Here is a 23,725-nt window from a genome sequence, read left to right on the forward strand (position 1 = left end):
GGGAAACGGGGGCAAAGGCGGTGCGGGAGGAGCCGGTGGCAAAGGCGGCGAAATCATTTTGAAAAGGATTTTCCAATGAGAATGATATTTTTTTTAAGCCCATTAATTCTTCTTCCACAGGCAAAGGCTGATTACCGCACGGACATTTTCAGTTCAGGGCATATTATATTAATTGATGCTGCAGCAGGTAGTAACGGTGGCTTGGGCCAAAATGGAAGCCCAGGTGCAAATGGAGGCCCTGGCGAAAACGGAGGCAGGGGTGGTGACGGCGGCATCGGAGGAAACGGAGGGCCTGGGGGAAATGGTGGTGCAGGTGCCAATGGAGGGAATGGCGGGAATGGCGGGCCTGGAGGTAGTGGAGGGAATGGCGGAAACGGAGGTGATGGCCAAAATGGTCAGGCAGGAGGCAATGGTGGTAACGGAGGGAACGGAAGTATGGGGGGAGATGGCGGAGCTGGCGGAAACGGTGGAAATGGCAGCGATGGCAGTAACGGTGGATCAGGAGGGAACGGCGGAGAGGGTGGCAGTATGGGAGGAGATGGAGGTGCCGGAGGAAATGGTGGCGATGGCGGCGATGGCGGTGACTAAATAACTGATATGGACACCGAACCACGCTTGCATTGGGTTGGTGTCCATATCAGTTATTTAGGCTGTGTACCGAATTTTTTTTCGCTTACCGTCACTTCTACCGCCAGCCTGTTCCGCTGGCTGGCGATAGTTACCGATAGTCACCACAACAAATTTAATTAAAAATCAAAAAATTATGGCGATTTTTCGATAGTTAGCGATAGTATCGGAAGGACCGTGGATCATTCCCATTCAATGGTCGCCGGCGGCTTGCCGGACACGTCATACACCACGCGAGAAATACCATCTACTTCGTTAATGATGCGGTTGGAAACGCGGCCAAGGAACTCATACGGCAAGTGCGCCCAGTGCGCGGTCATGAAGTCGATAGTTTCGACTGCGCGCAGCGAGACAACCCAGTCGTATTTACGACCATCACCCATTACGCCCACGGAACGCACTGGCAGGAACACCGTGAACGCCTGGCTGACTTTGTCATACAGATCCGCTTTGTGCAGTTCCTCGATGAAGATAGCATCGGCGCGACGCAGCAGGTCACAATACTCTTTCTTCACTTCACCCAACACACGCACACCCAGCCCCGGTCCTGGGAACGGATGGCGGTACAGCATGTTGTACGGCAAGCCCAATTCCAGACCAATCTTGCGCACTTCATCTTTGAACAGCTCTTTGAGCGGCTCGACCAGCCCCAGCGCCATGTCATCCGGCAAACCACCAACATTATGGTGCGACTTGATGACGTGCGCTTTGCCCGTAGCGGAGGCAGCAGATTCGATCACATCCGGGTAAATGGTACCTTGCGCCAGCCATTTTACGTCAGTCAGCTTGCCCGCTTCTTCATCAAATACCTCGACGAAAACGCGACCAATGGTTTTACGCTTGGCTTCCGGATCGTCAATGCCGGCCAGCGCCGACAGGAAACGATTTTCTGCCGGGACATGCACAATGTTCAGGCCGAACTGGTCGCCAAACATCTCCATTACCTGTTCAGCTTCGTTCAAACGCAATAGACCGTTGTCCACAAACACACAGGTCAGGCGATCACCAATCGCACGATGCAGCAACAACGCCGTCACCGACGAATCGACCCCACCGGACAGGCCAAGAATCACCTTATCCTGACCTACTTGCTGACGGATGCGCTCAACAGCGTCATCAATAATTTTTGCTGGCGTCCACAGTGCTTCACACTGACAAATATCGCGCACAAAGCGTTCCAGCATCCGCTGGCCCTGACGCGTGTGCGTCACCTCTGGGTGGAACTGCACACCGTAGAAACGTTTTTCTTCGTTAGCCATGATGGCATACGGGCAGGTATCGGTGCTGGCAACGGTCACAAAGTCAGCCGGAATAGCGGTGACTTTATCGCCGTGGCTCATCCACACATCCAGCAACGGCGCACCGCTGGCGCTGAGCGCATCCTGAATGTCGCGGATCAACGCGCTGCTGGCCTTGACCTCCACCTGCGCATAACCGAACTCACGCTCGCTGGAACCTTCTACCTTACCGCCCAGTTGCATCGCCATGGTCTGCATACCATAACAGACACCCAGCACCGGCACGCCGGCCTGGAAAACATACTCCGGCGCACGCGGACTATTGAATTCGGTGGTACTTTCCGGACCACCGGAAAGAATGATGCCATTCGGGTTGAACTCGCGAATCTGCGCTTCGGTGACATCCCATGCCCACAGTTCACAGTATACGCCCAGTTCACGTACGCGGCGTGCCACCAGTTGCGTGTATTGCGAGCCGAAATCCAGAATAAGAATGCGATGTTGATGAATGTTTTCTGTCATGAGAGGCGTATTCCACTACGGAGCGAAAGAAAAATCGAACCCGGCGAGTTTACCGGGTTCGTAACAGTAAATCAGCCGATAACGCGCTTAGCCCATGCGGTAGTTCGGCGACTCTTTGGTGATAGTGACATCATGGACGTGGCTTTCCTGAATACCCGCGCCGCTGATGCGCACAAATTCAGCTTTAGTGCGCAGCGCATCAATAGTCGGGCAACCAGTCAAACCCATACAGGAACGCAGACCACCCATCTGCTGGTGAACGATCTCTTTCAGGCGGCCTTTATAAGCCACGCGGCCTTCAATGCCTTCCGGCACCAGTTTGTCAGCCGCATTGTCAGACTGGAAGTAACGGTCAGACGAGCCTTTAGACATTGCACCCAGTGACCCCATGCCGCGGTAAGATTTGAACGCACGACCCTGATAAAGCTCGATTTCACCTGGCGATTCTTCAGTACCCGCCAGCATGGAGCCGACCATGACGCAGGCCGCACCAGCGGCGATAGCTTTGGCGATGTCGCCAGAGAAACGGATGCCGCCATCGGCAATCACCGGAATACCGGTGCCTTCCAGTGCCTCAACCGCATCGGCAATGGCCGTAATCTGCGGTACGCCCACACCGGTTACGATACGGGTAGTACAGATAGAGCCAGGACCGATACCCACTTTTACCGCACTCACACCCGCCTCAGCCAGGGCGCGCGCGCCAGCGCCCGTCGCCACGTTACCACCGATGATCTGCAAATTCGGGTATTTGGCGCGGGTTTCGCGGATACGCTGCAACACGCCTTCGGAATGACCGTGCGAGGAGTCAATCAACAAAACGTCCACACCAGCAGCAACCAGTGCGTCGATACGCTCTTCGTTGCCGGCACCGGCCCCGACTGCCGCACCGACGCGCAGACGGCCATGCTCATCTTTACAGGCATTCGGCTTACGTTCTGCTTTCTGGAAATCTTTTACCGTGATCATCCCGACCAGACGGAACTGCGCATCCACCACCAGTGCTTTTTCGATACGGCTCTCGTGCATTTTTTGCAGCACTACGTCACGGGCTTCGCCCTCTTTTACCGTAACCAGACGTTCTTTCGGGGTCATTACCGCGCTGACCGGGCGGTCCAGATCGGTGGCGAAACGTACATCACGACCGGTAATAATGCCAACTAATTCATTGCCTTTCGTTACTACCGGATACCCGGCGAAACCGTTACGCTCCGTCAGTGCCTTCACTTCACGCAGCGTCGTTTCCGGCGTTACCGTCTGCGGATCAACCACAACGCCGCTTTCATGACGTTTCACGCGGCTCACTTCTTCCGCCTGGCGCTCAATGGGCATGTTCTTATGAATAAAACCGATACCGCCTTCCTGAGCCAGCGCAATCGCCAGTTCGGATTCAGTCACGGTATCCATTGCAGCGGACAGCATAGGAATGTTCAAACGGATGCGTTGTGTCAGTTGAGTGCTCAGATCGGCTGTGTTGGGCAAAACAGTGGAATGGGCTGGAACGAGGAGAACATCATCGAAGGTTAAAGCTTCTTTAGCGATACGTAACATGGCAATATCTCACCGGGATTGAGGATGGGAATTAGATAAAATATTGCCGCGGCATTATACAGGCCGAAATCGATTGCCTCCAGCATTTTTTTATAAAAATGCTTGCGAACAGCCCATTGACCGGTAGTATTGATAGATTAACTCTCCGTTTTACTTTTTGATCTGGGTCACAATGTCTTCATTGCCGTCAGCCGCCATATTTACCGTAAGCCGCCTGAATCAGACGGTAAAGCAGTTGCTGGAAGGCGAAATGGGTCAAATCTGGCTCTCCGGCGAAATGTCCAATTTCTCTCAGCCTTCCTCCGGTCATTGGTATTTTACGCTAAAAGATGAACGCGCTCAGGTGCGGTGCGCCATGTTCCGCACCAGCAACCGGCGAGTCGCCTTTCGGCCACAAAACGGGCAACAGATCCTGATTCGCGCCACCATCACGCTCTATGAACCACGTGGTGATTACCAACTGCTGGCTGAAAGTATGCACCCGGCAGGCGATGGCCTGCTGCAACAACAGTTTGAACAATTGAAACAGCGCCTGTCTGCAGAAGGACTATTTGATCAGCAGCACAAGCAGTTACTGCCCAAACCAGCACGACAGGTTGGCGTCATTACCTCCGCCAGTGGCGCAGCACTGCATGATATTTTACATATTCTGCAACGTCGCGATCCGTCGCTGCCGGTGGTTATCTACCCGACGGCAGTGCAAGGCGCGGACGCTCCAGACCAGATTGTGCGGGCTATTGAGCTGGCGAACTTGCGCCAGGAGTGTGATGTGCTGATTGTCGGTCGCGGCGGCGGTTCACTGGAAGATCTGTGGAGCTTCAACGACGAACGGGTGGCGCGGGCGATCTTTGCCAGCCGCATCCCAATTGTCAGTGCGGTCGGCCACGAAACCGATGTAACCATCGCCGACTTCGTGGCGGACCTGCGCGCACCGACGCCTTCAGCAGCGGCGGAACTGGTTAGCCGTAACCAGTTGGAGTTGTTGCGGCAAATCCAATCCCAACGCCAGCGGCTGGAAATGGCGATGGACTATTATCTGGCACAGCGCCAGCAGCAATTCGTCAAACTGCAGCATCGGTTACACCAGCAACACCCGCAACTACGGCTCGCTCGTCAACAGACCCAATTGATTCGCCTGCACCAGCGTCTGGATGAAGCCATCCAGTTGCAACTGCGCCTGCAGGCACGACGTCATGAACGTCTCGTCCAGCGTCTGCAGCAATATCAGCCACAATCGCGCCTGCACCGTGCGCAGCAGCAGGTACAGCACTTACGCTACCGGATGCAGCACGCGTTAGAAAAACAACTTAATCAGCATAAACAGCGATTTGGCGAAGCCTGTTCCCATCTTGAGGCGGTCAGTCCGCTGGCGACACTGGCCCGTGGCTACAGCGTCACCACTGCTCCGGACGGCAAGGTCATGAAAAAAACCGCTCAAGTCACCAGGGGCGATATCCTGAAAACCCGGTTGTTGGATGGCTGGGTTGAGAGTCAGGTAACTGAAATGAAAAAAGAATCCACCAAATCACGCGCGAAAAGCCAGACAAAAAATATTTAGTTATTAGGCTATACTTACTGTGTGATAACTGTGGTAGATCAATGTTATGTTGCACCATACTGCCCGGCATAAGGAGATGAAGTATGCAATCCGCCCGTAGCATCATTCCGCCCTACATCCTGCATCGCATTATCAACAATGGATCGGATGAGGAACGTCGTTGCGCCCAACACACACTGATGCACGTGCAATCACTGATGGTGGCTCCAGTCATTCATCCTGCTGAACATGAGGAACACCCTGCCGGCACGGTGCAGCGTGATATTTACGACGCAGAGCACCAGCAAATGTTACCAGGCAAGCAATTACGAGCAGAAGGCCAGCCGGGAAACGGCGATACCGCCGCGGATGAAGCTTACAATTATCTGGGTATTACCTATGATTTTTTCTGGAAAGTGTTTGGCCGCAATTCACTGAACAACAAAGGATTGCCGTTGACTGGCAGCGTTCATTACGGCAAGGATTACCAGAATGCGTTCTGGAATGGACAGCAGATGGTGTTTGGCGATGGCGACGGCAAAATATTCAACCGTTTTACTATCGCTCTGGATGTTATTGCCCACGAGCTGTCGCACGGCGTGGTAGAAAGCGAATGCAATTTACTGTATTTCCGCCAGTCCGGTGCGCTCAACGAATCGCTTGCGGACGTGTTCGGCTCTATGGTCAAACAGTACTACCGTAACCAGAAGGTTCAGCAGGCGGACTGGATTATTGGTGAAGGGCTATTGGCCGAAGGCATCGATGGTAAAGGACTGCGATCACTGTCTCGCCCCGGAACCGCTTATGACGACCTGCTGCTGGGCACCGACCCACAACCTGCCCACATGCGAGATTTCGTCAACACCCGTGAGGATAACGGCGGTGTGCATCTGAACTCAGGCATTCCCAGCCGGGCCTTCTATCTGACCGCGATGGCACTGGGTGGCTATTCCTGGGAAAAAGCCGGTCATATCTGGTATGACACCGTATGTGACAAAGCGCTGCCGCAGAATGCAGATTTCTCCATCTTCGCCAAATTCACCGTAGAACACGCTAAAAAACGCTTCAATCATGCCGTCGCTGACGCTGTACTGCGAGCCTGGCATCAGGTTGGGATTGATACGGGAATTATCAATGAGCACGAACAGGAATGATCTGCCGGAGCTGACGGATGATGTGATCATTGAACTGGCTCGTGAAGGCGGCTTTGCCTGGGTGCCCAGGCTGGCCAGCTCGCGTCGCTTCGTGCTGGCAGAGGTAACGGCACCGCAAAAAGAGAAGATCCGCACCGTGCTGCACAAGGCGCTGCCGTCAGCGCATGAGCCGGGTCTGCCAGACTCCCCCGGTCATGGCGATCAATTCTACTACCGTATCCACATTCACTACGGCAACGCGCAGGATAGCCGCCAGGCAGATTGGGTGTTGCTGATCCCTGAACAGAGTGCGCCAACTGAGCTGGAAACCTTATGGCGCAATGGTCCGGATAACGAACAGACCTGCTGACGGTTACTGAGACTGATAACGAATGACCACGCGGGAACGTGAAATCAGGCCATGGCCATTGGCACAGAGATAACTTTCCGCACCACAGGCTCGCAGCACCTGCAAGGGATGCTTACATTCCGGGCACAATGTCAGACGCAGGAAACTGTGCTGGCACTCCTCACAATAATATTGATCGTTGTTATCTTGAGCATTATTACGTTGAACGTTGTTATGCTGATTATTGCCGCACCACACCATCAGTCGCTGACATTCAGGACAATAAGCATCCATCGTCTTCCTCCGGATCACCACATGAAAAACAACGGGGCAGAATCGCTCCTGCCCCGACATGATGTCTGATTTTTCGCTACCGACGTTTACTTGCCTTTCTTGATATGTTGCATCAGGCGTTTACGTTTACGCAGTTGATTCGGCGTCAACGTATTGCGTTTGTCAGCGAACGGGTTTTCCCCTTCCTTGAACTGGATGCGGATTGGCGTCCCCATTACATCCAGTGAACGCCGGTAGTAATTCATCAGGTAACGTTTGTAGGAATCTGGTAACTCTTTGACCTGATTACCATGGATCACGACTATCGGTGGGTTGTAGCCCCCGGCATGAGCGTATTTCAGCTTCACACGGCGACCACGCACTAACGGCGGCTGGTGGTCATCTACCGCCATCTGCATGATGCGAGTCAGCATTGCGGTACCCACACGGCGGGTGGAACACTCATAAGCTTCGTTGACGGATTCGAACAGATTCCCCACACCGCTGCCGTGCAGCGCTGAAATAAAGTGGATACGGGCAAAATCGATAAAACCAAGGCGCAGGTCGAGGGTTTCCTTCACCTGTTCCTTCACCTCCTGCGACAATCCATCCCACTTATTCACCACAATCACCAGCGAACGGCCAGAATTGAGGATAAAGCCCAGCAATGACAGATCCTGATCGGAAATCCCTTCACGGGCATCTATCACCAGCAGCACTACGTTGGCGTCTTCGATTGCCTGCAATGTTTTGATCACCGAGAATTTCTCAACGGCATCAGTAATCTTGCCACGTTTGCGCACCCCGGCGGTGTCGATTAACACGTAATCACGGCCATCACGCTCCATCGGGATATAGATACTGTCGCGCGTGGTGCCGGGCATGTCGTATACCACCACCCGATCTTCCCCAAGAATACGGTTGGTCAGTGTGGACTTGCCGACATTCGGGCGACCAACAATAGCCAGCTTGATCGGCAACCCTTCAAGATTCGGCGCATCGTCGCCATCATCCTCAATGTCATCATCACCTTCACCAAGCTGCTCGGCCCAGTAAGCCGCGTTCGCTTCTTCTTCAGTCAGTTCACGTGCTTCTTCCACTGGCTCGACGACAAACGGCAATAACACCTTTTCCAGCAACGAGGTAACACCACGACCATGCGATGCCGCAATCGGGTATACCTCACCCAGACCGAGTGAATAGAAATCGGCGATGCCGGTATCGATATCGATACCATCCACTTTGTTGGCGACCAGAAACGTGTCTTTTTCGCGCGTACGCAAATGCTGGGCAATGGCGTGATCCGCCGGCATCAGACCATCACGGGCATCAACCAGAAACAGCACGATATCTGCTTCTTCAATCGCCAGCAGCGACTGTTCAGCCATACGCGTTTCCACACCATCTTCAGTACCGTCAATACCGCCGGTATCGATGATGATGAACTCATTCCCTTCTACTTCTGCACGACCATACTTGCGGTCACGCGTCAGCCCAGGGAAATCCGCCACCAATGCGTCACGGGTACGCGTCAAGCGATTAAACAGCGTGGATTTCCCCACATTCGGGCGCCCGACCAGCGCGACGACAGGTATCATTGTTACAACCTCATTGCTTATATTTCAATTCGTTACAGCAGAAAACCCTGCTGATGATAAAAGACGAAACGGCCCCTGACAGTATCAGGAGCCGTTGCAGGGACAAGGGATTCACCGTTTGCCCCGATCATGCGAAGCGGTTAACGGGTAAAGGCGTAAACCTCGCCACCCTTGGCCTGTATCAGCAGCTTGTCGCTGGCAACCAACGGTTTACTCAGCAAACCAGAACCATCCACTTTCTGCTGAACCACAAAACGACCGTCAGTAGTATTCACCCAATGCATATAACCTTCAGCATCGCCGACGACCAGATATCCGTTATATAGCGCAGGTGCAGTCAGGTTGCGGTGCAACAAGTCACCCTGTCGCCAAATCACTACGCCGCCATTGGTATTCAGCGCCGTGATACGATCATCCTGATCCACCAGATAAATACGATCACCATCAACAATAAAATCGTTTACCGACCCAATCTCACGCTTCCAGGTAATCTGCCCGGAACGCAGATCCAGTGCGGTCAGGTTGCCGTTATATCCCAGCGCATACACTACATTGCCTGCCACAACCGGTGTGGTATCAACATCGTTCAGACGAGCGATTTCAGTCGCTCCACCCGGCTGAGAGATACGTTGCTGCCAGATCAATTGCCCTTGATTAATCATCACCGCACTGACACGCCCGTTGTCGCCACCGACAATCGCGGCGCCAAACGCGGTGGTCGGCGCAGACTCGCCGCGCAACGACAACGCAGGCATATCCAGATTCACCGTCCATTTGATGGTACCGTCAGATTCGCTGAGCGCCTGCAACATACCATTGCCGGTATGAATAATCACCACGCCATCACTGACCACCGGGCTGGATAGCACCTCGCCTGCCACCTTGGTCTGCCACTGCAAAGTACCGTCGTCAGCATTCAGGGCAAAAAGCTGCGCTCGTTCACTCCCCACATAAACATGGTTGCCCGACACGGAAACGCCCCCCGACAACAACGCCGGGAGATTACTGGACAACAGACCGGTTTTCTCCGCCAGATCGGCTCGCCATTTCTCTTCGCCGCTATTGAGATCCAGCGCCTTTACCGTGCCATGACGATCAGCGGCATATACGCGGTTATCCTGCCAGGTTGGATGCAAGTTGGAGTAGAACTCACCAGTACCGCTTCCAACGGAGCGACTCCAGGCTTTGGTGGGCGTAAACTGGTTAGTCACCTGCGGCAGAGGAGACATTTTGACCACATCCTCCTCACGGTCAAACAGCGAACAGCCGCTCAGCAGGGTGACAGAAACCAGTCCGACCAAAAGTGTTTTACGCAGTTGCATGAAGTCCCTCTTAGCTGGGAAGATTGTTCAGTTTGATTCGCAACAGGGATTGCAGCCCCTGAGAAGGTTTCGCCGCCATGCCTTTGCTGTAAGCATCACGCGCGCCTTGATTATCACCTTTGCTCGCCAGCACATCACCGCGAACATCAGCCACCATCGCCGCCCATCCTTCCAGCTTGATAGCATCAAGCGTTTTCAGCGCCTCATCCGGCTTCTTCTGCTGTAACAGCACGCGAGCCAGACGCAAATTGATCAACGCCTGCAAATCACCATCTTTGGTTTGGCTCAGCGCCTGACGGAGCTGCTGTTCGGCTTTGGCGATATCATTCTTTTCAACGAACTGGTGCGCCAACGCCAGTGAAGCCAACGCACCATAATTGCCATGATCGCCAGCAACAAACTTTTCAGCGCTGGCGACGCCTTCCGACTTACCAGCAGACAGAGCTTCAGTCACTTGCTGATAAGCAGCGGAAGCCGCCATTGCGCTACTTTCCTGATGGTTTTGCCAGAAACGCCAGCCAACCAGGGCGCCAATACCCAGCACCACACCGATAGCCAACGCCTTGCCATTCTCAACAAAGAAGCGGCGAATTACCTCAACTTGTTCGTTTTCAGTGGTATAGACTTCCACGCTGCCTTTCTCCTTAATTCAGTAACGCCGCCAGACGCGCCGCTACATCCGCTTGAGCCAGAGTTTCCTGCTCGCCGCTGGTCAGATTTTTCACCACCACCTGCCCGGCAGCCACTTCAGTTTCTCCCAGCACCAACGCAACCCGCGCCCCGCTCTTATCCGCACGGGCAAACTGTTTCTTGAAATTACCACCGCCGTAGTTGGTCATCAATTTCAGTTGCGGCAGCGCATCACGCAATTTTTCAGCCAGTTGAATCGCCGCATGTTGCGTACCTGCACCCGATGAAATCAGATACGCATCAACCCCCGGCTGCGCGGCAAATGTCGGATTAACCGTTTGCACCAGCAACACCAGGCGTTCCAGCCCCATGCCAAAACCGACCGCCGGCGTACTGGAACCGCCAAGCTGCTCAACCATGCCGTCATAACGACCGCCACCACACACGGTTCCCTGAGACCCAAGGCTACTGGTGACCCACTCGAAAACGGTCCGGTTGTAATAGTCCAGCCCGCGAACCAGCCGCGGATTAACCTTATATGGGATACCGGACTGGGTTAAAAGTTCACACAATTCATCGAAATGCGCGCGAGAATCATCATCCAGATAATCGGTCAGCACCGGTGCATTATCCAGCAATGCCTGTACCTGAGCATTCTTCGAGTCAAGCACACGCAGCGGATTGGTATACATGCGGCGCAGACAGTCCTCATCCAGTTGATCTTTGTGTTGTTCAAGGAAGGCAATCAGCGCTTCGCGGTAGCGGGCACGGGCGTCTAAAGAACCGATAGAGTTCAGTTCCAAATTGACATGCTGATCAATCCCCAGCACACGCCACCAGCGGGCGGTCATCAGAATCATTTCCGCATCCACATCCGGCCCTTTCAGACCAAACACTTCGCAACCCAACTGATGGAACTGGCGATAGCGCCCCTTCTGCGGACGCTCATGACGGAACATCGGACCGGTATACCACAACCGCTGCTCCTGATTGTACAAAATACCGTGCTCAATACCGGCGCGGACGCACCCCGCCGTGCCTTCGGGACGCAAGGTCAGGCTGTCGCCGTTGCGGTCCTCAAATGTGTACATTTCCTTTTCAACGACATCGGTCACTTCGCCGATTGCACGTTTAAACAGCGAAGTCTGCTCAACGAGCGGCGTGCGGATTTCACTATAACCGTAGCCGCGGAGCACCTGTTTCAGGCTGTCTTCAATACGCTGCCACAATGCCGTTTCGGCTGGCAGGCAGTCGTTCATGCCACGGATGGCTTGAATATTCTTTGCCACGTCAGTTCTCTATGCGTTTTCAGAAAGTAATGCGCTGTTAAAAAATAGACCCGATTATAGGAGCAACGACGCCATGCCTTCAATGTCGTTGCCGCTACCATCGGGCGCTTCAATTCAGGAATTCGTGCCGGACAGCATCCAGGCTAGCGGGTTCACTTCTCCACCATATTGACGGCTATACGCTGTTTTTCATCCAGCATAGACGCCTTGGCGCGAATCTTAGCTTCCAACTGATCGATCATATCATCGTTGTCAAAGCGCTCTTTCTGACGAACACCGTCTTCGTAAAAACCACTCTTCTTGTTGCCACCGGTCACACCCAGCGTCGATACCAGCGCTTCCCCCGGCCCATTCACCACACAACCGATAATCGACACATCCATCGGCGTGATGATATCTTCCAGCCGCTGTTCCAGCGCGTTCACGGTACCAATAACGTCAAATTCCTGGCGTGAGCAGGTCGGGCAGGCAATGAAGTTGATGCCGCGGGAGCGGATGCGCAGCGACTTGAGAATATCGAAGCCAACCTTGACCTCTTCTACCGGATCAGCCGCCAGCGAAACCCGCAAGGTATCGCCGATACCTTCAGAGAGCAGTAATCCAAGGCCAATGGCAGATTTCACCGCACCACTACGCGCACCACCAGCTTCAGTAATGCCCAGATGCAATGGCTGATCGATACGGGACGCCAGCAAGCGATAAGACTGCACCGCCAGAAACACGTCCGATGCTTTAACGCTCACCTTGAAGGAATGGAAATTGAGGCGATCAAGGATATCCACATGGCGCATGGCGGACTCCAGCAACGCTTCCGGCGTCGGCTCGCCATACTTTTCCTGCAGATCCTTTTCCAGTGAACCCGCATTAACCCCAATTCGGATCGGAATATTTTTGTCACGCGCACAATCGACTACCGAACGAATACGCTCTTCACTGCCGATATTGCCAGGGTTGATACGCAGACAATCAACGCCGTATTCCGCCACTTTCAGCGCAATACGGTAGTCAAAATGGATATCCGCCACCAGCGGTACACCCACTTGTTGTTTAATCAGACGAAATGCCTCGGCGGCATCCATGGTCGGCACCGAAACGCGCACGATATCCACGCCAACCCGTTCCAACGACTTGATCTGCCTGACAGTGGCATCAACATCGGTAGTGCGGGTATTGGTCATAGACTGCACTGCAATCGGTGCGCCATCACCAACGGGCACCTTGCCGACGTAAATCCGGGTTGATTTACGGCGGTTGATGGGTGCGGGATTATGCATCACTTCTTCTCCACAATGACCAACGCGACGGCACGGTTACTCAGCCGTCAGCGTAATACGAGCCACCTGATGGCTCTTGACGAACCGGCTTAAATCCACCGGTTTGCCCTGAAACTCAACCTGTACCGAGCCTGGCGCCCCGATCTTTAACCGGTACGGCGCCTGACCTGTCAAATTTAACACACTCCCGGTACGCTGTACGCCGCTGAACAGTTTCTTGCCTGTTGCATCGACAACTTCCAGCCAGCAGTCCGCTGTAAAACGCATCACAATCGCCCCCGACACAGCGGAAGCGTCAGCCACCGGGGCGGCGCTGGCCGGCGCGGTAGCCGACTGATCCAGCAACGGCTGTCCGGAAGCCTGTACCGGAGACTGAGCCGCAGGATTGGCTACCGTTGACGTATTCGTCGTTGGTGCGGCAGGCGAGGAAACCACTGGCTGCGACGGTGCAGCAGCAGGTGAATGAAGATCGATAGGCTGCCCGTTGCCGGTTGGCGCATTCGCAGCATGTTCATCCGTATCTACCGGTTCCGGATCACTGTTAACATCGCCGGCCTGCTCATCTTTATGGCCTTGCGACGCGTTGGCGTGATCCACCATTGAATTTATTTCCTGCTGTTGCGCCTGATGATTCTGCCACCACCAGGCCACCGTCAGGCCCAATACGCCAAGCAAAATCAGCCAGGTAAACAACATCAGCCAACCATCACGTTTCTTACGGCTTTTACCCAATGCCATTCTCTGCATGGGTGCCACGTTGGAGACACGGCTTGGCACAACCTGCTTTTCCAGCATCGGCAATAATTCATCTTCAGGGAGGTGAACCAGTCGGGCATAAGAGCGGATGTAACCGCGAAGAAAAGTAGGAGCAAGACCAGCGGGCGTATTGTTATCTTCTATTTCACGAACGGTTGATAATTTCAGACATAACCGTTCTGCAACAACCTGTTGCGTCAATCCCAACTGCTCACGCGCCTCACGCAAACGTTCGCCAGGGGTCATCATCGTTGCTGCAGTATTATCTTGAGTGGCTTCAGTATTCATTAGCTAAGAACTGCTGGTACTGTTTGGATTGTGGAAAACGTTGCGCCAGCAATCCGCCATAACGTTTTACCTCGTCATGATGACCCGCCAGCGCGGCGAAACGAATCTGTAGCCACAAACTTTCGGCGTTTGCCGCAAGCTGTGACTGATAAATACTCAGGAGCAATCGCGCCTGATCATAGCGTCCAGCGATAAAATGACTATCCGCTTGCGCCAGAAGCCGGTTTCCTTTAGCGGGATCGTACCTCAACGCACGGCTGAGCCACTGACCTGCCTCATTTGGCTGCCCGGCCTTGAAAAAACAATATCCTGCATTCTCAAGTGCATCGGCAACTTGATGGTAATCAGGGAGTTGCACGGCAGCGGCGAACTGCTGTTGTGCCGCTACATACTGCCCTAAACCACAGAGAAACGCACCGTAATTATTCATTACGCCGCCGTTGGCGGGTGCCTGTCGCAACAGGCGACGATAACGTTTTTCAGCAGCCTGGTTCTCACCAATACGCTGTTCGTACAGCGCCATTCCCAACTGAATCCGGTAATCATCCGGCGCAAGTTGCTCTGCTTTTTGCAGATTATCACGCGCGGCATCAAGATTATTACGGGCCAGATACTCCAGCCCCAGTTGTAATCGCGTCTGTGCCGCCGCAGAGCTAACCGGCTTCAGCGGCGTTTGTGCGCATCCGGTCAATAACGTTATATCGGCAACCAGCGCTATACCTGTGACCATACCCAGCAACATTCGTTTCATCCCTGATACTCCTTACTACACGCGCCATCATGGCTCGTCAAATCCGTGACATGTTACCGCAATCTACCACCCGTGACAGCTTGCCAATATAACAGCATGTTCGGAACAGTTGCCGGAGGGCCATCACCAGTCTTACCGTATGATAAGCCTCGAAACCGTATTTATCACCTGCTTTCCTAAGAAAACAGGTTGATTTAACATCACTTTCAGACGCTTTTTACCGCAATCGTATCGCGTTGCATCTTTTTCTTCAGCGTACGCTTAGTACGATCCACCACTTCACCCGCCAACTGACCACAGGCAGCATCGATATCATCGCCACGGGTTTTACGTACAATGGTCGTGAAACCGTACTCCATCAACACTTTGGAAAAGCGATCAACCCGACTATTGGAACTGCGGCCATAAGGCGCACCGGGGAACGGGTTCCAGGGGATCAGGTTTATCTTGCACGGCGTATCTTTGAGACATTCGGCCAACTGATGAGCATGTTCAGTACCGTCGTTGATGTGATCCAGCATCACATATTCCACGGTTACGCGCCCTTGATTGGCATTGGATTTCTCCAGATAGCGACGCACTGCTGCCAGAAAGGTTTCGATATCATACTTTTTGTTGATCGGCATGATTTCGTTACGAATTTCATCGTTCGGCGCATGTAGGGAAATTGCCAGCGCCACATCGATCATGTCGCCGAGTTTATCCAACGCTGGCACCACACCGGAAGTCGACAGCGTAACGCGGCGTTTGGACAGGCCAAAACCAAAATCATCAAGCATGATTTCCATCGCCGGTACTACATTGGTCAGATTCAGCAGTGGTTCGCCCATTCCCATCATCACCACGTTGGTGATAGGACGCTGCCCTGTCACTTTAGCGGCACCGATAATTTTCGCCGCACGCCATACCTGCCCGATAATTTCGGATACACGCAGGTTGCGATTAAAACCCTGCTGCGCCGTAGAACAGAATTTGCACTCCAGCGCACACCCAACCTGTGATGAAACGCACAGTGTGGCGCGGTCCTCTTCCGGAATGTACACCGTTTCCACACGCTGCCCGTCAACCAGAATCGCCCACTTGATGGTGCCGTCAGAAGAGCGTTGCTCATCAACCACCTCCGGCGCCCGAATTTCCGCTATCGCCTGTAACTTGCCACGTAGCACCTTATTAAGGTCGGTCATCTGGTTAAAATCATCACAACAGTAATGATAGATCCATTTCATGACCTGATCGGCACGGAACGGCTTTTCCCCCAATTCAGCAAAAAAAGCCCGCATTTGCTGACGGTTGAAATCCAGAAGGTTGATTTTTTCATTGCTATTGGCGGCAACGGCGATAGCGTCGGACATAGCCACGACGGGAGATAGGGTTTGCTCAGACATAAATTGACTCATGGCCTCGTTGTTACACGTTATGGCGCGAAAGGGATACGGATAAAGAAAACGCCCTGGCCGAGAACGTGCTCACCCAGGGCGCGGCATTGTACAAATTTTATAACACCTGCGCTACCTCAGCCGCATTTTTTACCGGGGAAGGCGGTGTTTCGCCAACATTAACGAGTACGAGGGAAAATTTCGTCCGCACTGAAGAAGTAAGCGATTTCACGCTCAGCAGACTCGATAGAATCAGAGCCGTGCACCGCATTCGCCGTGAAACTGTCGGCATAATCGGCACGCAATGTACCCGCCAAGGCGTTGGCCGGATTGGTGGCCCCCATGATATCGCGGTTACGCTGTACGGCATTTTCAGCCTGCAACACCTGCACCATGATCGGGCCGGAGGTCATAAAATCCACCAAACCGTCAAAAAACGGTTTGCCTTTATGCTCAGCGTAGAAACCTTCTGCCTGTTCGCGGCTCAGGTGCAGCATTTTAGAGGCAATAATGGTGAAACCCGCGCTTTCGAAACGGGCGTAAATCGCACCGATAGCGTTTTTGGCAACTGCGTTTGGTTTGATAATAGAGAAGGTACGTTCTACCGTCATAGTGGCCTCATCCAATAACATGTCATAACAGCTGGTTAGAAAAATTATAATACCAGCCCGTGCAAAGTGGCGCAGATTATAGAGGCACCGCCATGACTTTCCCATCAGGAAAATAACATTTTCGTAAAAAAAATTTAGCCTATTGGCCTGTACCGATATAACAGAGTGGGTCCCGCACGGCATCAACGCAGATGTCTTGCTCAGGGCAAAGATATTCCAGACAATGCCATACATGGTCACATTAAGAACATTGTCGCATATTGTCGCATTAAGAATATTGTCGCATTCGGAGCCGAATAATCGGCTCACATGGAGAGATTTTATGTCTACATCATCTGCCGTCGAACTGTTCGTTAGCGCATCCTGGTTGAATACGCATCGTCATGATGCTGATATCGCTTTGATTGACGCCCGCATGTTGCCGGTAGGCAACGATACGCGCGATATCACCGCCGAATATCGTGCGGAGCATCTGCCAGGTGCTGTATTTTTTGATATCGAGTCCCTCTCAGACCACCGGACCTCGCTGCCGCATATGATGCCAGATCTCGCTACCTTTGCTGATGCATTGGGCAAGCTGGGGCTGAGCGAACAGCAGCATCTGGTGATTTACGATGAAGGCAACTTGTTTTCCGCACCACGTGCCTGGTGGATGCTACGGCTGGTGGGTGCTTCGCGCATTTCTCTCCTCAGTGGTGGTCTGGCAGGCTGGAAGCAGCAAGGGTTACCGTTGGAACACGGTAATGTATCGCCGACCGCTCAGGTATTTAACGCCAAAACACCTGCCGCTGGCGCTATCCGCTCGCTGGATGAGGTGTTGCTCCTTTGTCGCACGGGTGACGAGCAGATTGTTGATGCCCGCCCTGCGCCGCGCTTTCTTGGGGAGGTGGATGAGCCACGGCCAGGGCTGCGACGCGGCCATATTCCGGGGAGTTTTAATGTCCCCTGGACCTTGCTGGTTGAAAATGGCGCGCTAAAATCGGCAGATGAGCTGGCTGTTATCTTCAATCAGGCCGGCGTCGATATCCAACGCCCGATTATCGCCAGTTGTGGTTCTGGAGTCACAGCATCAGTGGTAATGCTGGCGCTGTTTGTGCTCAATGCTCCTCAGGTTTCACTCTACGACGGTTCATGGAGCGAATGGGGCGCGCGCGATGATGTACCTGTCGTCACCGGTTGATTATCCGCCCCGCCGGGCCAGTAAAAAAACGGCACAAGGCAAACCCGCCTGTGCCGTTTTTACTTACCATACGTTTATTGACAGTCTGTTATGCCTGACCGCTATTTTTGAACTCGCGCAGGAAACTGCCCCATTTGCGCTCATAAAACGGCGTAGTATGGCGAATTAAAAAGTGGCTAATGCCGGGTTCTTCGCTATTCACCAGACAAATATCGATCGGGCGGTCATCCGGCTGAGTATCGGTCGCCACCGATCCGGCAGCCTGAATCAACTCGTCCAGATCATCGCCATACACATCCAGACCAATCAGCAAATGCGGTTGTTCTTCATCTGGCTCCTGAATCTGCGCCAGAAACGCCCGTTTGACGTTGCGGTGCTTACTGAACAACTGAGTCAGAGAATCAATCATCTGTGTCGGCATCTCAGTTGGAATACCGATTTTTAGTTCGGTATCGCCATCCAGAATATGCTGCTGTACCAGGCCGCTACCCTCACCGGATAACACATGTTCAATCTCCTGGGGCAGAAATTCTTTGCCATACGGCAGCTTCGGGTTCAAAAACAACGTGGCGCCGCGGGTGATATCGAACAGCGTTCTGGCGGGTAATGCCAGAAATGCCTGTTCGCTGGTCACAGCCAGTTGCAATGCTTCCAGCGAAGAGAAAAACGGGATAGCGGAATCACCGTCCGGTTTTTCCCAATGCTGCAATTGCAGCTCACTGTCCGCCTGCAGGCTGTTTTCGCCAGACATCGCGTCTTCGCTGTGACCCAACACATACACCGTCGCCTCCAGCAGTTCGCTGAAAAACTCAGGCCGGTGTGCCGGTTCCGATGCAGCCAGCTTTAACACCTCTTCCAGCCGATTGTGGGGTGAAAACTCCATAACTCTCCTCAACGCTTAACGTTGCCTGATATTGCATACGGCAACGACGCTGAACGTTAGCAATTAATATAACGACAACAGGGAACCGCTGTTCCCTGTTGTCACATCATTTGCCAGCCTATAGACAACTCAACCCGCTTTACTTAGCAGAAAATCGGCCAGTGTGCGCACGCCAAGACCGGTTGCACCGGCAGACCACTGATCCACCGCCGACTTGCGGTAGGTGGCAGAACAGTCAATATGCAGCCAACCTTGCTGATAGTTTTTCACAAAGTGAGACAGGAACGCCGCAGCCGAGCTGGCTCCTGCGGTATGCGCCGCGCCAGCAACGTTATTTAGCTCAGCGAAGTTAGACGGCAAATGCTGGCGATGGAACTCTTCCAACGGCAGACGCCAGAACGGCTCACCTTCGCGGCGAGCACTGTCCATCAGCGAGTCAATCATTGCATCGTCAAAGCTGAACAGCGCGTGGTAATCATTACCCAGCGCCGTTTTAGCTGCCCCGGTCAGGGTCGCGCAGTCAACAATCCACTGCGGATTCTGCTCGCAGGCGTCAATCAGGCCATCGGCCAGCACCAGACGCCCTTCGGCATCGGTATTCATGACTTCAACGGTTTTACCATTGCGATAGCGAATGATATCGCCCAGACGAAACGCATTGCCGCTGACCATGTTGTCAGCACAGCACAGATACAGTTTCACTCGCTGCTGCAGACCGCGAGCCGCAGCCATCGCCAGCGCGCCGGTCGCCAGCGCCGCACCGCCCATATCAGACTTCATGGAATCCATGAAGCTGCTGCCCTTGAGGCTGTAGCCGCCGGTATCAAAGGTGATGCCTTTACCAACCAGACAGGCCAACACCGGCGCATCAGCCTTGCCGGTCGGGTTATAATCCAGTGCCAGCAATACCGGCGAACGTTCGGAACCGCGACCTACGGTATGCAGGCCGGCGTAATTCTGCTCACGCAGATCTTCGCCTTTGGTAATGCGATAGGAAATTGCTTCCCCCGCCACGCTGCACAGCAGATCGATAGCACGGGTAGCCAGTTGCTCTGGACCCAAATCTTCCGCCGGCAGATTGATGGTATCGCGTACCCAGTCAACGATCTTAAGGCGGCGTTCCAGCTCCTGCTGCTGTGACTCTGGTAATGTAGCCCACTCCACCGTGCGCTTGCCCTTCGGCCCACGATACCCTTGCCAGAATGCCCAACTGTTTTCCAGATCCCAGCCTTCGCCCGCCAGTTTAACGTGTTTGATGCCCTGCCCGTCGATTTTGCGGGCCGCACGCTGAATAATGGTCTGCGGCTTGTCGCCGGACAAATGAATGGTAAATCCCTGCTCATTGGCGGTTAACGAGGCTTTCTCACCCCAGCGTGTGTCCGCTGGCTGATGGGAAAGGGTAATCAGCATCGCTTCAGTTGTCATACATCTACTCCAGATTGGGCTTTGTTATTGTCAGCCCGTTATCGCCACGATAAAAAAGAGAAAACGGGCCACCCAAGGCAGCCCGTTGATCAGTTCCGTTACTCGGCTTCGTCCAGCCATACCAGCAGGATCGCTTCCAAAATTTTCTCGTTTGATGCCTCAGGTTCATCATCAAACTCATCCAGCTCGCAAATCCAACGGTGCAAGTCGGTAAAACGCACGGTTTTCGGGTCAGTATCAGGATACAGATCGTACAACGCCTCACCGATTTCACGGCTATCGGTCCACTTCAATCCCATAAGTTACTCCGTCAATGCTCGCGCGCATGGTTAATGGTATAACGCGGAATTTCCACCACCAGATCTTCATCGGTAATGCGCGCCTGACAACCCAGTCGGCTTTCCGGCTCCAGCCCCCAGGCTTTATCCAGCATGTCGTCTTCATCTTCAGTGCTTTCCGGCAACGAATCAAACCCTTCCCGGACAATGCAATGGCAAGTGGTACAGGCACAGGATTTTTCGCAGGCATGTTCAATTTCAATACCGTTGCGCAGTGCCACGTCCAGAATAGTTTCACCACTATTCGCTTCCAACACCGCCCCTTCCGGACACAAGTCCTGATGCGGCAGAAAAACAATCTTGGGCATGTTATACCTCGTCCACGGAATGCCCCGCCAACGCGCGACGGATAGACTCATCCATCCTGCGGGCAGCGAATTCCTGGGTTTGTTGATCTAATTTTTTAATTGCCGCCTCAATGGCTGAGGCGTCAGTTTGCTGTGCGGCCTGCTGCAGCTCAAGACAGGCAGCGTCGATTTCCGCCCGCTCGTCATTGCTCAGTAAGGTGGCATCCGTCGCCAGCGCGCTGTTGAGGCTTTCCAACACACGCGTCGCTTCCACGCGCTTCTCAGCCAGCCTGCGGGCACTCATGTCGCTCTGGGCGTTCTGCATGGAGTCGGTAATCATGGTAGCGATTTCATCGTCGCTCAGACCATAAGAGGGCTTCACCTGAATGGACGCTTCCACCCCGGTGGATTTTTCCATCGCCGTCACGCTCAGCAACCCGTCTGCGTCTACCTGAAACGTCACTCGGATATGTGCGCCGCCAGCAGGCATCGCAGGAATACCACGCAATGTGAAACGCCCAAGCGAACGGCAATCCTGTACCAGTTCGCGCTCGCCCTGCAATACATGGATCATCATCGCGGTCTGGCCATCTTTGAAGGTAGTGAACTCCTGCGCACGCGCCACCGGAATCGTGGTATTACGCGGAATCACTTTCTCGACCAGCCCGCCCATGGTTTCCAGGCCCAGCGACAGCGGAATCACATCCAGCAGCAACATTTCACTGTCGGGTTTGTTGCCCACCAGAATATCGGCCTGAATCGCTGCACCGATAGCCACCACTTTGTCCGGATCGATAGAAGTCAATGGCGTGCGGCCAAAGAATTCGCCGACCTTCTCACGTACTAATGGCACGCGAGTGGAGCCGCCGACCATCACCACTTCTTTCACCTCATCCAGCTCTACACCCGCATCTTTCAACGAGCGACGGCAAGACAACAGCGTGCGTTTTACCAATGGCGCAATCAAGGTGTTGAACTGCTCACGAGTAATATCGCCTTGCCAGCCCGCGACCGAAACCGGCACACTTTGCGCATCGCTCAGGGCAATCTTGGTCTGGATGGCGGTATCAAGCAATGCCTGCTGCAAGTGATGATCATCACGCACAGTGATCCCAGCTTGCTCACGAATCCACTCGACCAACAAATGGTCGAAATCATCACCGCCCAGCGCGGAATCGCCGCCGGTAGCAAGCACTTCGAATACCCCGCGGCTAAGGCGCAGGATCGAAATATCAAAGGTGCCGCCGCCCAAGTCATACACCGCGATCACGCCTTCCTGACCAGAGTCCAGTCCGTAGGCAATCGCTGCCGCGGTCGGTTCGTTAAGCAGACGCAGCACATGTAGGCCGGCCAGACGAGCCGCATCTTTGGTGCCTTGACGCTGGGCATCATCAAAATAGGCTGGCACGGTGATCACCACACCATCAGGTTGCCCATTCAGCGCCTCTTCGGCACGCCGGGTCAGCGCTGACAAAATGTCAGCCGATATCTGAATCGGGTTACGCGGACCACTGGCGGTCTGCAACACCGGCAGCCCGTTCTCACTGGCTTCCAGCCGATAAGGTAAATGGGGATACCGTTGACGAATATCGGAAAGCGAACGCCCCATCAATCGCTTGACGGAGCTAACCGTATTGACCGGATCGGCTGTTGCCTGCTGGCGAGCCTCCCAACCAACGGTATACCCATCTGCTGTGTAATGAACAACTGACGGCAACAAGTGGCGCCCGTTGTGGTCGGGCAATGTCTGTGTCTCACCGCTGCGAACAGTGGCGACCAGAGAATGAGTCGTTCCCAGATCAATCCCGACAGCCAGACGGCGCTGATGCGGTTCCGCACTCAGCCCTGGCTCACTGATTTGTAATAAGGCCATATTGAGATTCCATCAATTGGCAGGCAGAACCGATGCGATCAGCCACACGGCCACAACGGTCCCGCCAGATTGAATTTTACTTATCGTTCCAGCAATTGTTCTTCGAGTTGTTCAGCCTGCTGCCGGAGCCGATCAAAAAAACGTAGTTTACGTACCGTATCCGCTGCTTCTGACCAGGATTCCGCATCCAGCTCGCGCTGCATCTGCTCGCTACGCTGGCGGATCATCTCCTGCAGGCGCTGCGCAAATGCCTCCAGCACGGTTTCCGCATCCGGATGACGTTCAATTTCATCCAGTTCCTCACGCAGTTCCATCTGCTCCATCAGGAATGCGGTATCACGGAGAGTATGCTGTTCGCTGCTCAAATCGAAGCCGTGCAAAGATAGCATATACTCTGCACGTTTCAGCGGATGCTTCAGCGCCTGATAGGCATTATTGATGGTCGCAGCCTGTTGTAGCGCCATCACGCGTTCGCGTTCCGAGCTGGCGGCAAAGCGGTCAGGATGAAACTGACGCTGCAGTTCCTGAAACCGGGAAGCAAGCAGGCTGCCATCCACGTTATAGCGAATCGGCAGCCCGAATAAAGCAAAGTAATCCATAGTGTGCTCTGAGTT

General features: G+C 53.8%; 23 protein-coding genes. 5 read left to right on the forward strand and 18 right to left on the reverse strand.

Annotated features, from left to right (window positions below; genetic code table 11):
* Positions 1-223 precede the first annotated feature (223 nt).
* The gene (locus tag Dpoa2040_RS18275) at positions 224-592 is read left to right on the forward strand and encodes a hypothetical protein (RefSeq protein ID WP_210423979.1); all 369 of its coding nucleotides are present in this window, start codon (positions 224-226) and stop codon (positions 590-592) included.
* 217 nt (positions 593-809) lie between these two features.
* On the opposite strand, the gene guaA is transcribed toward Dpoa2040_RS18275, so the two are convergent.
* Entirely contained in the window at positions 810-2,387 is a 1,578-nt protein-coding gene (gene guaA / locus Dpoa2040_RS15740) for a glutamine-hydrolyzing GMP synthase (protein WP_168641866.1), read from the reverse strand.
* 87 nt (positions 2,388-2,474) lie between these two features.
* Positions 2,475-3,938: an IMP dehydrogenase gene (guaB, locus tag Dpoa2040_RS15745; protein WP_042872075.1), complete on the reverse strand. Its 1,464-nt coding sequence runs from the start codon at positions 3,936-3,938 to the stop codon at positions 2,475-2,477.
* 172 nt (positions 3,939-4,110) lie between these two features.
* On the opposite strand from guaB, the gene xseA reads away from it, so the two are divergent.
* The 3 genes from xseA to Dpoa2040_RS15760 all read left to right on the forward strand — a co-directional run bounded on the left by xseA (position 4,111) and on the right by Dpoa2040_RS15760 (position 6,978).
* On the forward strand, positions 4,111-5,496 hold the full coding sequence (gene xseA / locus Dpoa2040_RS15750; protein ID WP_042872077.1) for an exodeoxyribonuclease VII large subunit: 1,386 nt from the start codon (positions 4,111-4,113) through the stop codon (positions 5,494-5,496).
* A gap of 83 nt (positions 5,497-5,579) precedes the next feature.
* Complete coding sequence (locus Dpoa2040_RS15755) at positions 5,580-6,629, forward strand: M4 family metallopeptidase (protein ID WP_042872079.1); 1,050 nt, start codon at positions 5,580-5,582, stop codon at positions 6,627-6,629.
* On the forward strand, positions 6,610-6,978 hold the full coding sequence (locus Dpoa2040_RS15760; RefSeq protein WP_042872082.1) for a protealysin inhibitor emfourin: 369 nt from the start codon (positions 6,610-6,612) through the stop codon (positions 6,976-6,978). The genes Dpoa2040_RS15755 and Dpoa2040_RS15760 overlap by 20 nt, the downstream gene beginning before the upstream one ends.
* Positions 6,979-6,981: 3 nt before the next feature.
* Here Dpoa2040_RS15760 and Dpoa2040_RS15765 read toward each other — a convergent pair whose 3' ends face one another.
* From Dpoa2040_RS15765 to ndk, 10 genes are all read right to left on the reverse strand, one after another.
* Entirely contained in the window at positions 6,982-7,251 is a 270-nt protein-coding gene (locus Dpoa2040_RS15765; RefSeq protein ID WP_042872084.1) for a zinc ribbon domain-containing protein, read from the reverse strand.
* Between the two features lie 86 nt (positions 7,252-7,337).
* On the reverse strand, positions 7,338-8,828 hold the full coding sequence (gene der / locus Dpoa2040_RS15770; protein WP_042872085.1) for a ribosome biogenesis GTPase Der: 1,491 nt from the start codon (positions 8,826-8,828) through the stop codon (positions 7,338-7,340).
* Positions 8,829-8,968: 140 nt separating this feature from the next.
* Complete coding sequence (gene bamB, locus Dpoa2040_RS15775; RefSeq protein ID WP_042872087.1) at positions 8,969-10,150, reverse strand: outer membrane protein assembly factor BamB; 1,182 nt, start codon at positions 10,148-10,150, stop codon at positions 8,969-8,971.
* 10 nt (positions 10,151-10,160) lie between these two features.
* Positions 10,161-10,781: a YfgM family protein gene (locus Dpoa2040_RS15780; protein ID WP_042872089.1), complete on the reverse strand. Its 621-nt coding sequence runs from the start codon at positions 10,779-10,781 to the stop codon at positions 10,161-10,163.
* Positions 10,782-10,794: 13 nt separating this feature from the next.
* Positions 10,795-12,069: a histidine--tRNA ligase gene (hisS, locus tag Dpoa2040_RS15785; protein WP_168641867.1), complete on the reverse strand. Its 1,275-nt coding sequence runs from the start codon at positions 12,067-12,069 to the stop codon at positions 10,795-10,797.
* A 152-nt stretch (positions 12,070-12,221) separates the two neighbouring features.
* Complete coding sequence (gene ispG, locus Dpoa2040_RS15790) at positions 12,222-13,343, reverse strand: flavodoxin-dependent (E)-4-hydroxy-3-methylbut-2-enyl-diphosphate synthase (protein WP_168641868.1); 1,122 nt, start codon at positions 13,341-13,343, stop codon at positions 12,222-12,224.
* Positions 13,344-13,379: 36 nt separating this feature from the next.
* Positions 13,380-14,387 (reverse strand): cytoskeleton protein RodZ, encoded by a 1,008-nt coding sequence (gene rodZ, locus Dpoa2040_RS15795; RefSeq protein WP_168641869.1) that lies wholly within the window; start codon positions 14,385-14,387, stop codon positions 13,380-13,382.
* Positions 14,377-15,138 carry a type IV pilus biogenesis/stability protein PilW gene (gene pilW / locus Dpoa2040_RS15800; protein ID WP_168641870.1) on the reverse strand — a complete coding sequence of 254 codons (762 nt, stop codon included), beginning with the start codon at positions 15,136-15,138 and terminating at the stop codon, positions 14,377-14,379. Before pilW ends, rodZ begins: the two co-directional genes overlap by 11 nt.
* 206 nt (positions 15,139-15,344) lie before the next feature.
* Positions 15,345-16,523 carry a bifunctional tRNA (adenosine(37)-C2)-methyltransferase TrmG/ribosomal RNA large subunit methyltransferase RlmN gene (locus Dpoa2040_RS15805; RefSeq protein WP_168641871.1) on the reverse strand — a complete coding sequence of 393 codons (1,179 nt, stop codon included), beginning with the start codon at positions 16,521-16,523 and terminating at the stop codon, positions 15,345-15,347.
* A 170-nt stretch (positions 16,524-16,693) separates the two neighbouring features.
* A complete protein-coding gene (gene ndk, locus Dpoa2040_RS15810) occupies positions 16,694-17,125 on the reverse strand; it encodes a nucleoside-diphosphate kinase (protein ID WP_042874039.1) in 432 nt (143 codons plus the stop codon).
* Positions 17,126-17,447: 322 nt separating this feature from the next.
* Here ndk and sseA point away from each other — a divergent pair, with 322 nt between their 5' ends.
* Positions 17,448-18,305: a 3-mercaptopyruvate sulfurtransferase gene (sseA, locus tag Dpoa2040_RS15815; RefSeq protein WP_168641872.1), complete on the forward strand. Its 858-nt coding sequence runs from the start codon at positions 17,448-17,450 to the stop codon at positions 18,303-18,305.
* 88 nt (positions 18,306-18,393) lie between these two features.
* Here sseA and sseB read toward each other — a convergent pair whose 3' ends face one another.
* The 6 genes from sseB to hscB all read right to left on the reverse strand — a co-directional run bounded on the left by sseB (position 18,394) and on the right by hscB (position 23,710).
* Entirely contained in the window at positions 18,394-19,188 is a 795-nt protein-coding gene (gene sseB / locus Dpoa2040_RS15820) for an enhanced serine sensitivity protein SseB (protein ID WP_168641873.1), read from the reverse strand.
* Between the two features lie 129 nt (positions 19,189-19,317).
* Positions 19,318-20,613: an aminopeptidase PepB gene (pepB, locus tag Dpoa2040_RS15825; RefSeq protein WP_168641874.1), complete on the reverse strand. Its 1,296-nt coding sequence runs from the start codon at positions 20,611-20,613 to the stop codon at positions 19,318-19,320.
* Positions 20,614-20,711: 98 nt separating this feature from the next.
* Positions 20,712-20,912 (reverse strand): Fe-S cluster assembly protein IscX, encoded by a 201-nt coding sequence (gene iscX, locus Dpoa2040_RS15830; protein ID WP_012768860.1) that lies wholly within the window; start codon positions 20,910-20,912, stop codon positions 20,712-20,714.
* A gap of 11 nt (positions 20,913-20,923) precedes the next feature.
* Positions 20,924-21,259: an ISC system 2Fe-2S type ferredoxin gene (fdx, locus tag Dpoa2040_RS15835; protein ID WP_012768859.1), complete on the reverse strand. Its 336-nt coding sequence runs from the start codon at positions 21,257-21,259 to the stop codon at positions 20,924-20,926.
* A 1-nt stretch (position 21,260) separates the two neighbouring features.
* A complete protein-coding gene (gene hscA, locus Dpoa2040_RS15840) occupies positions 21,261-23,111 on the reverse strand; it encodes a Fe-S protein assembly chaperone HscA (protein WP_168641875.1) in 1,851 nt (616 codons plus the stop codon).
* 80 nt (positions 23,112-23,191) lie between these two features.
* Positions 23,192-23,710, reverse strand: coding sequence for a co-chaperone HscB (gene hscB / locus Dpoa2040_RS15845; protein WP_168641876.1), 519 nt, complete (start codon positions 23,708-23,710; stop codon positions 23,192-23,194).
* Between the last annotated feature and the right edge of the window lie 15 nt (positions 23,711-23,725).

This window comes from Dickeya sp. CFBP 2040 (genome assembly GCF_012273755.1).
Taxonomy (GTDB): Bacteria; Pseudomonadota; Gammaproteobacteria; order Enterobacterales; family Enterobacteriaceae; genus Dickeya; species Dickeya poaceiphila.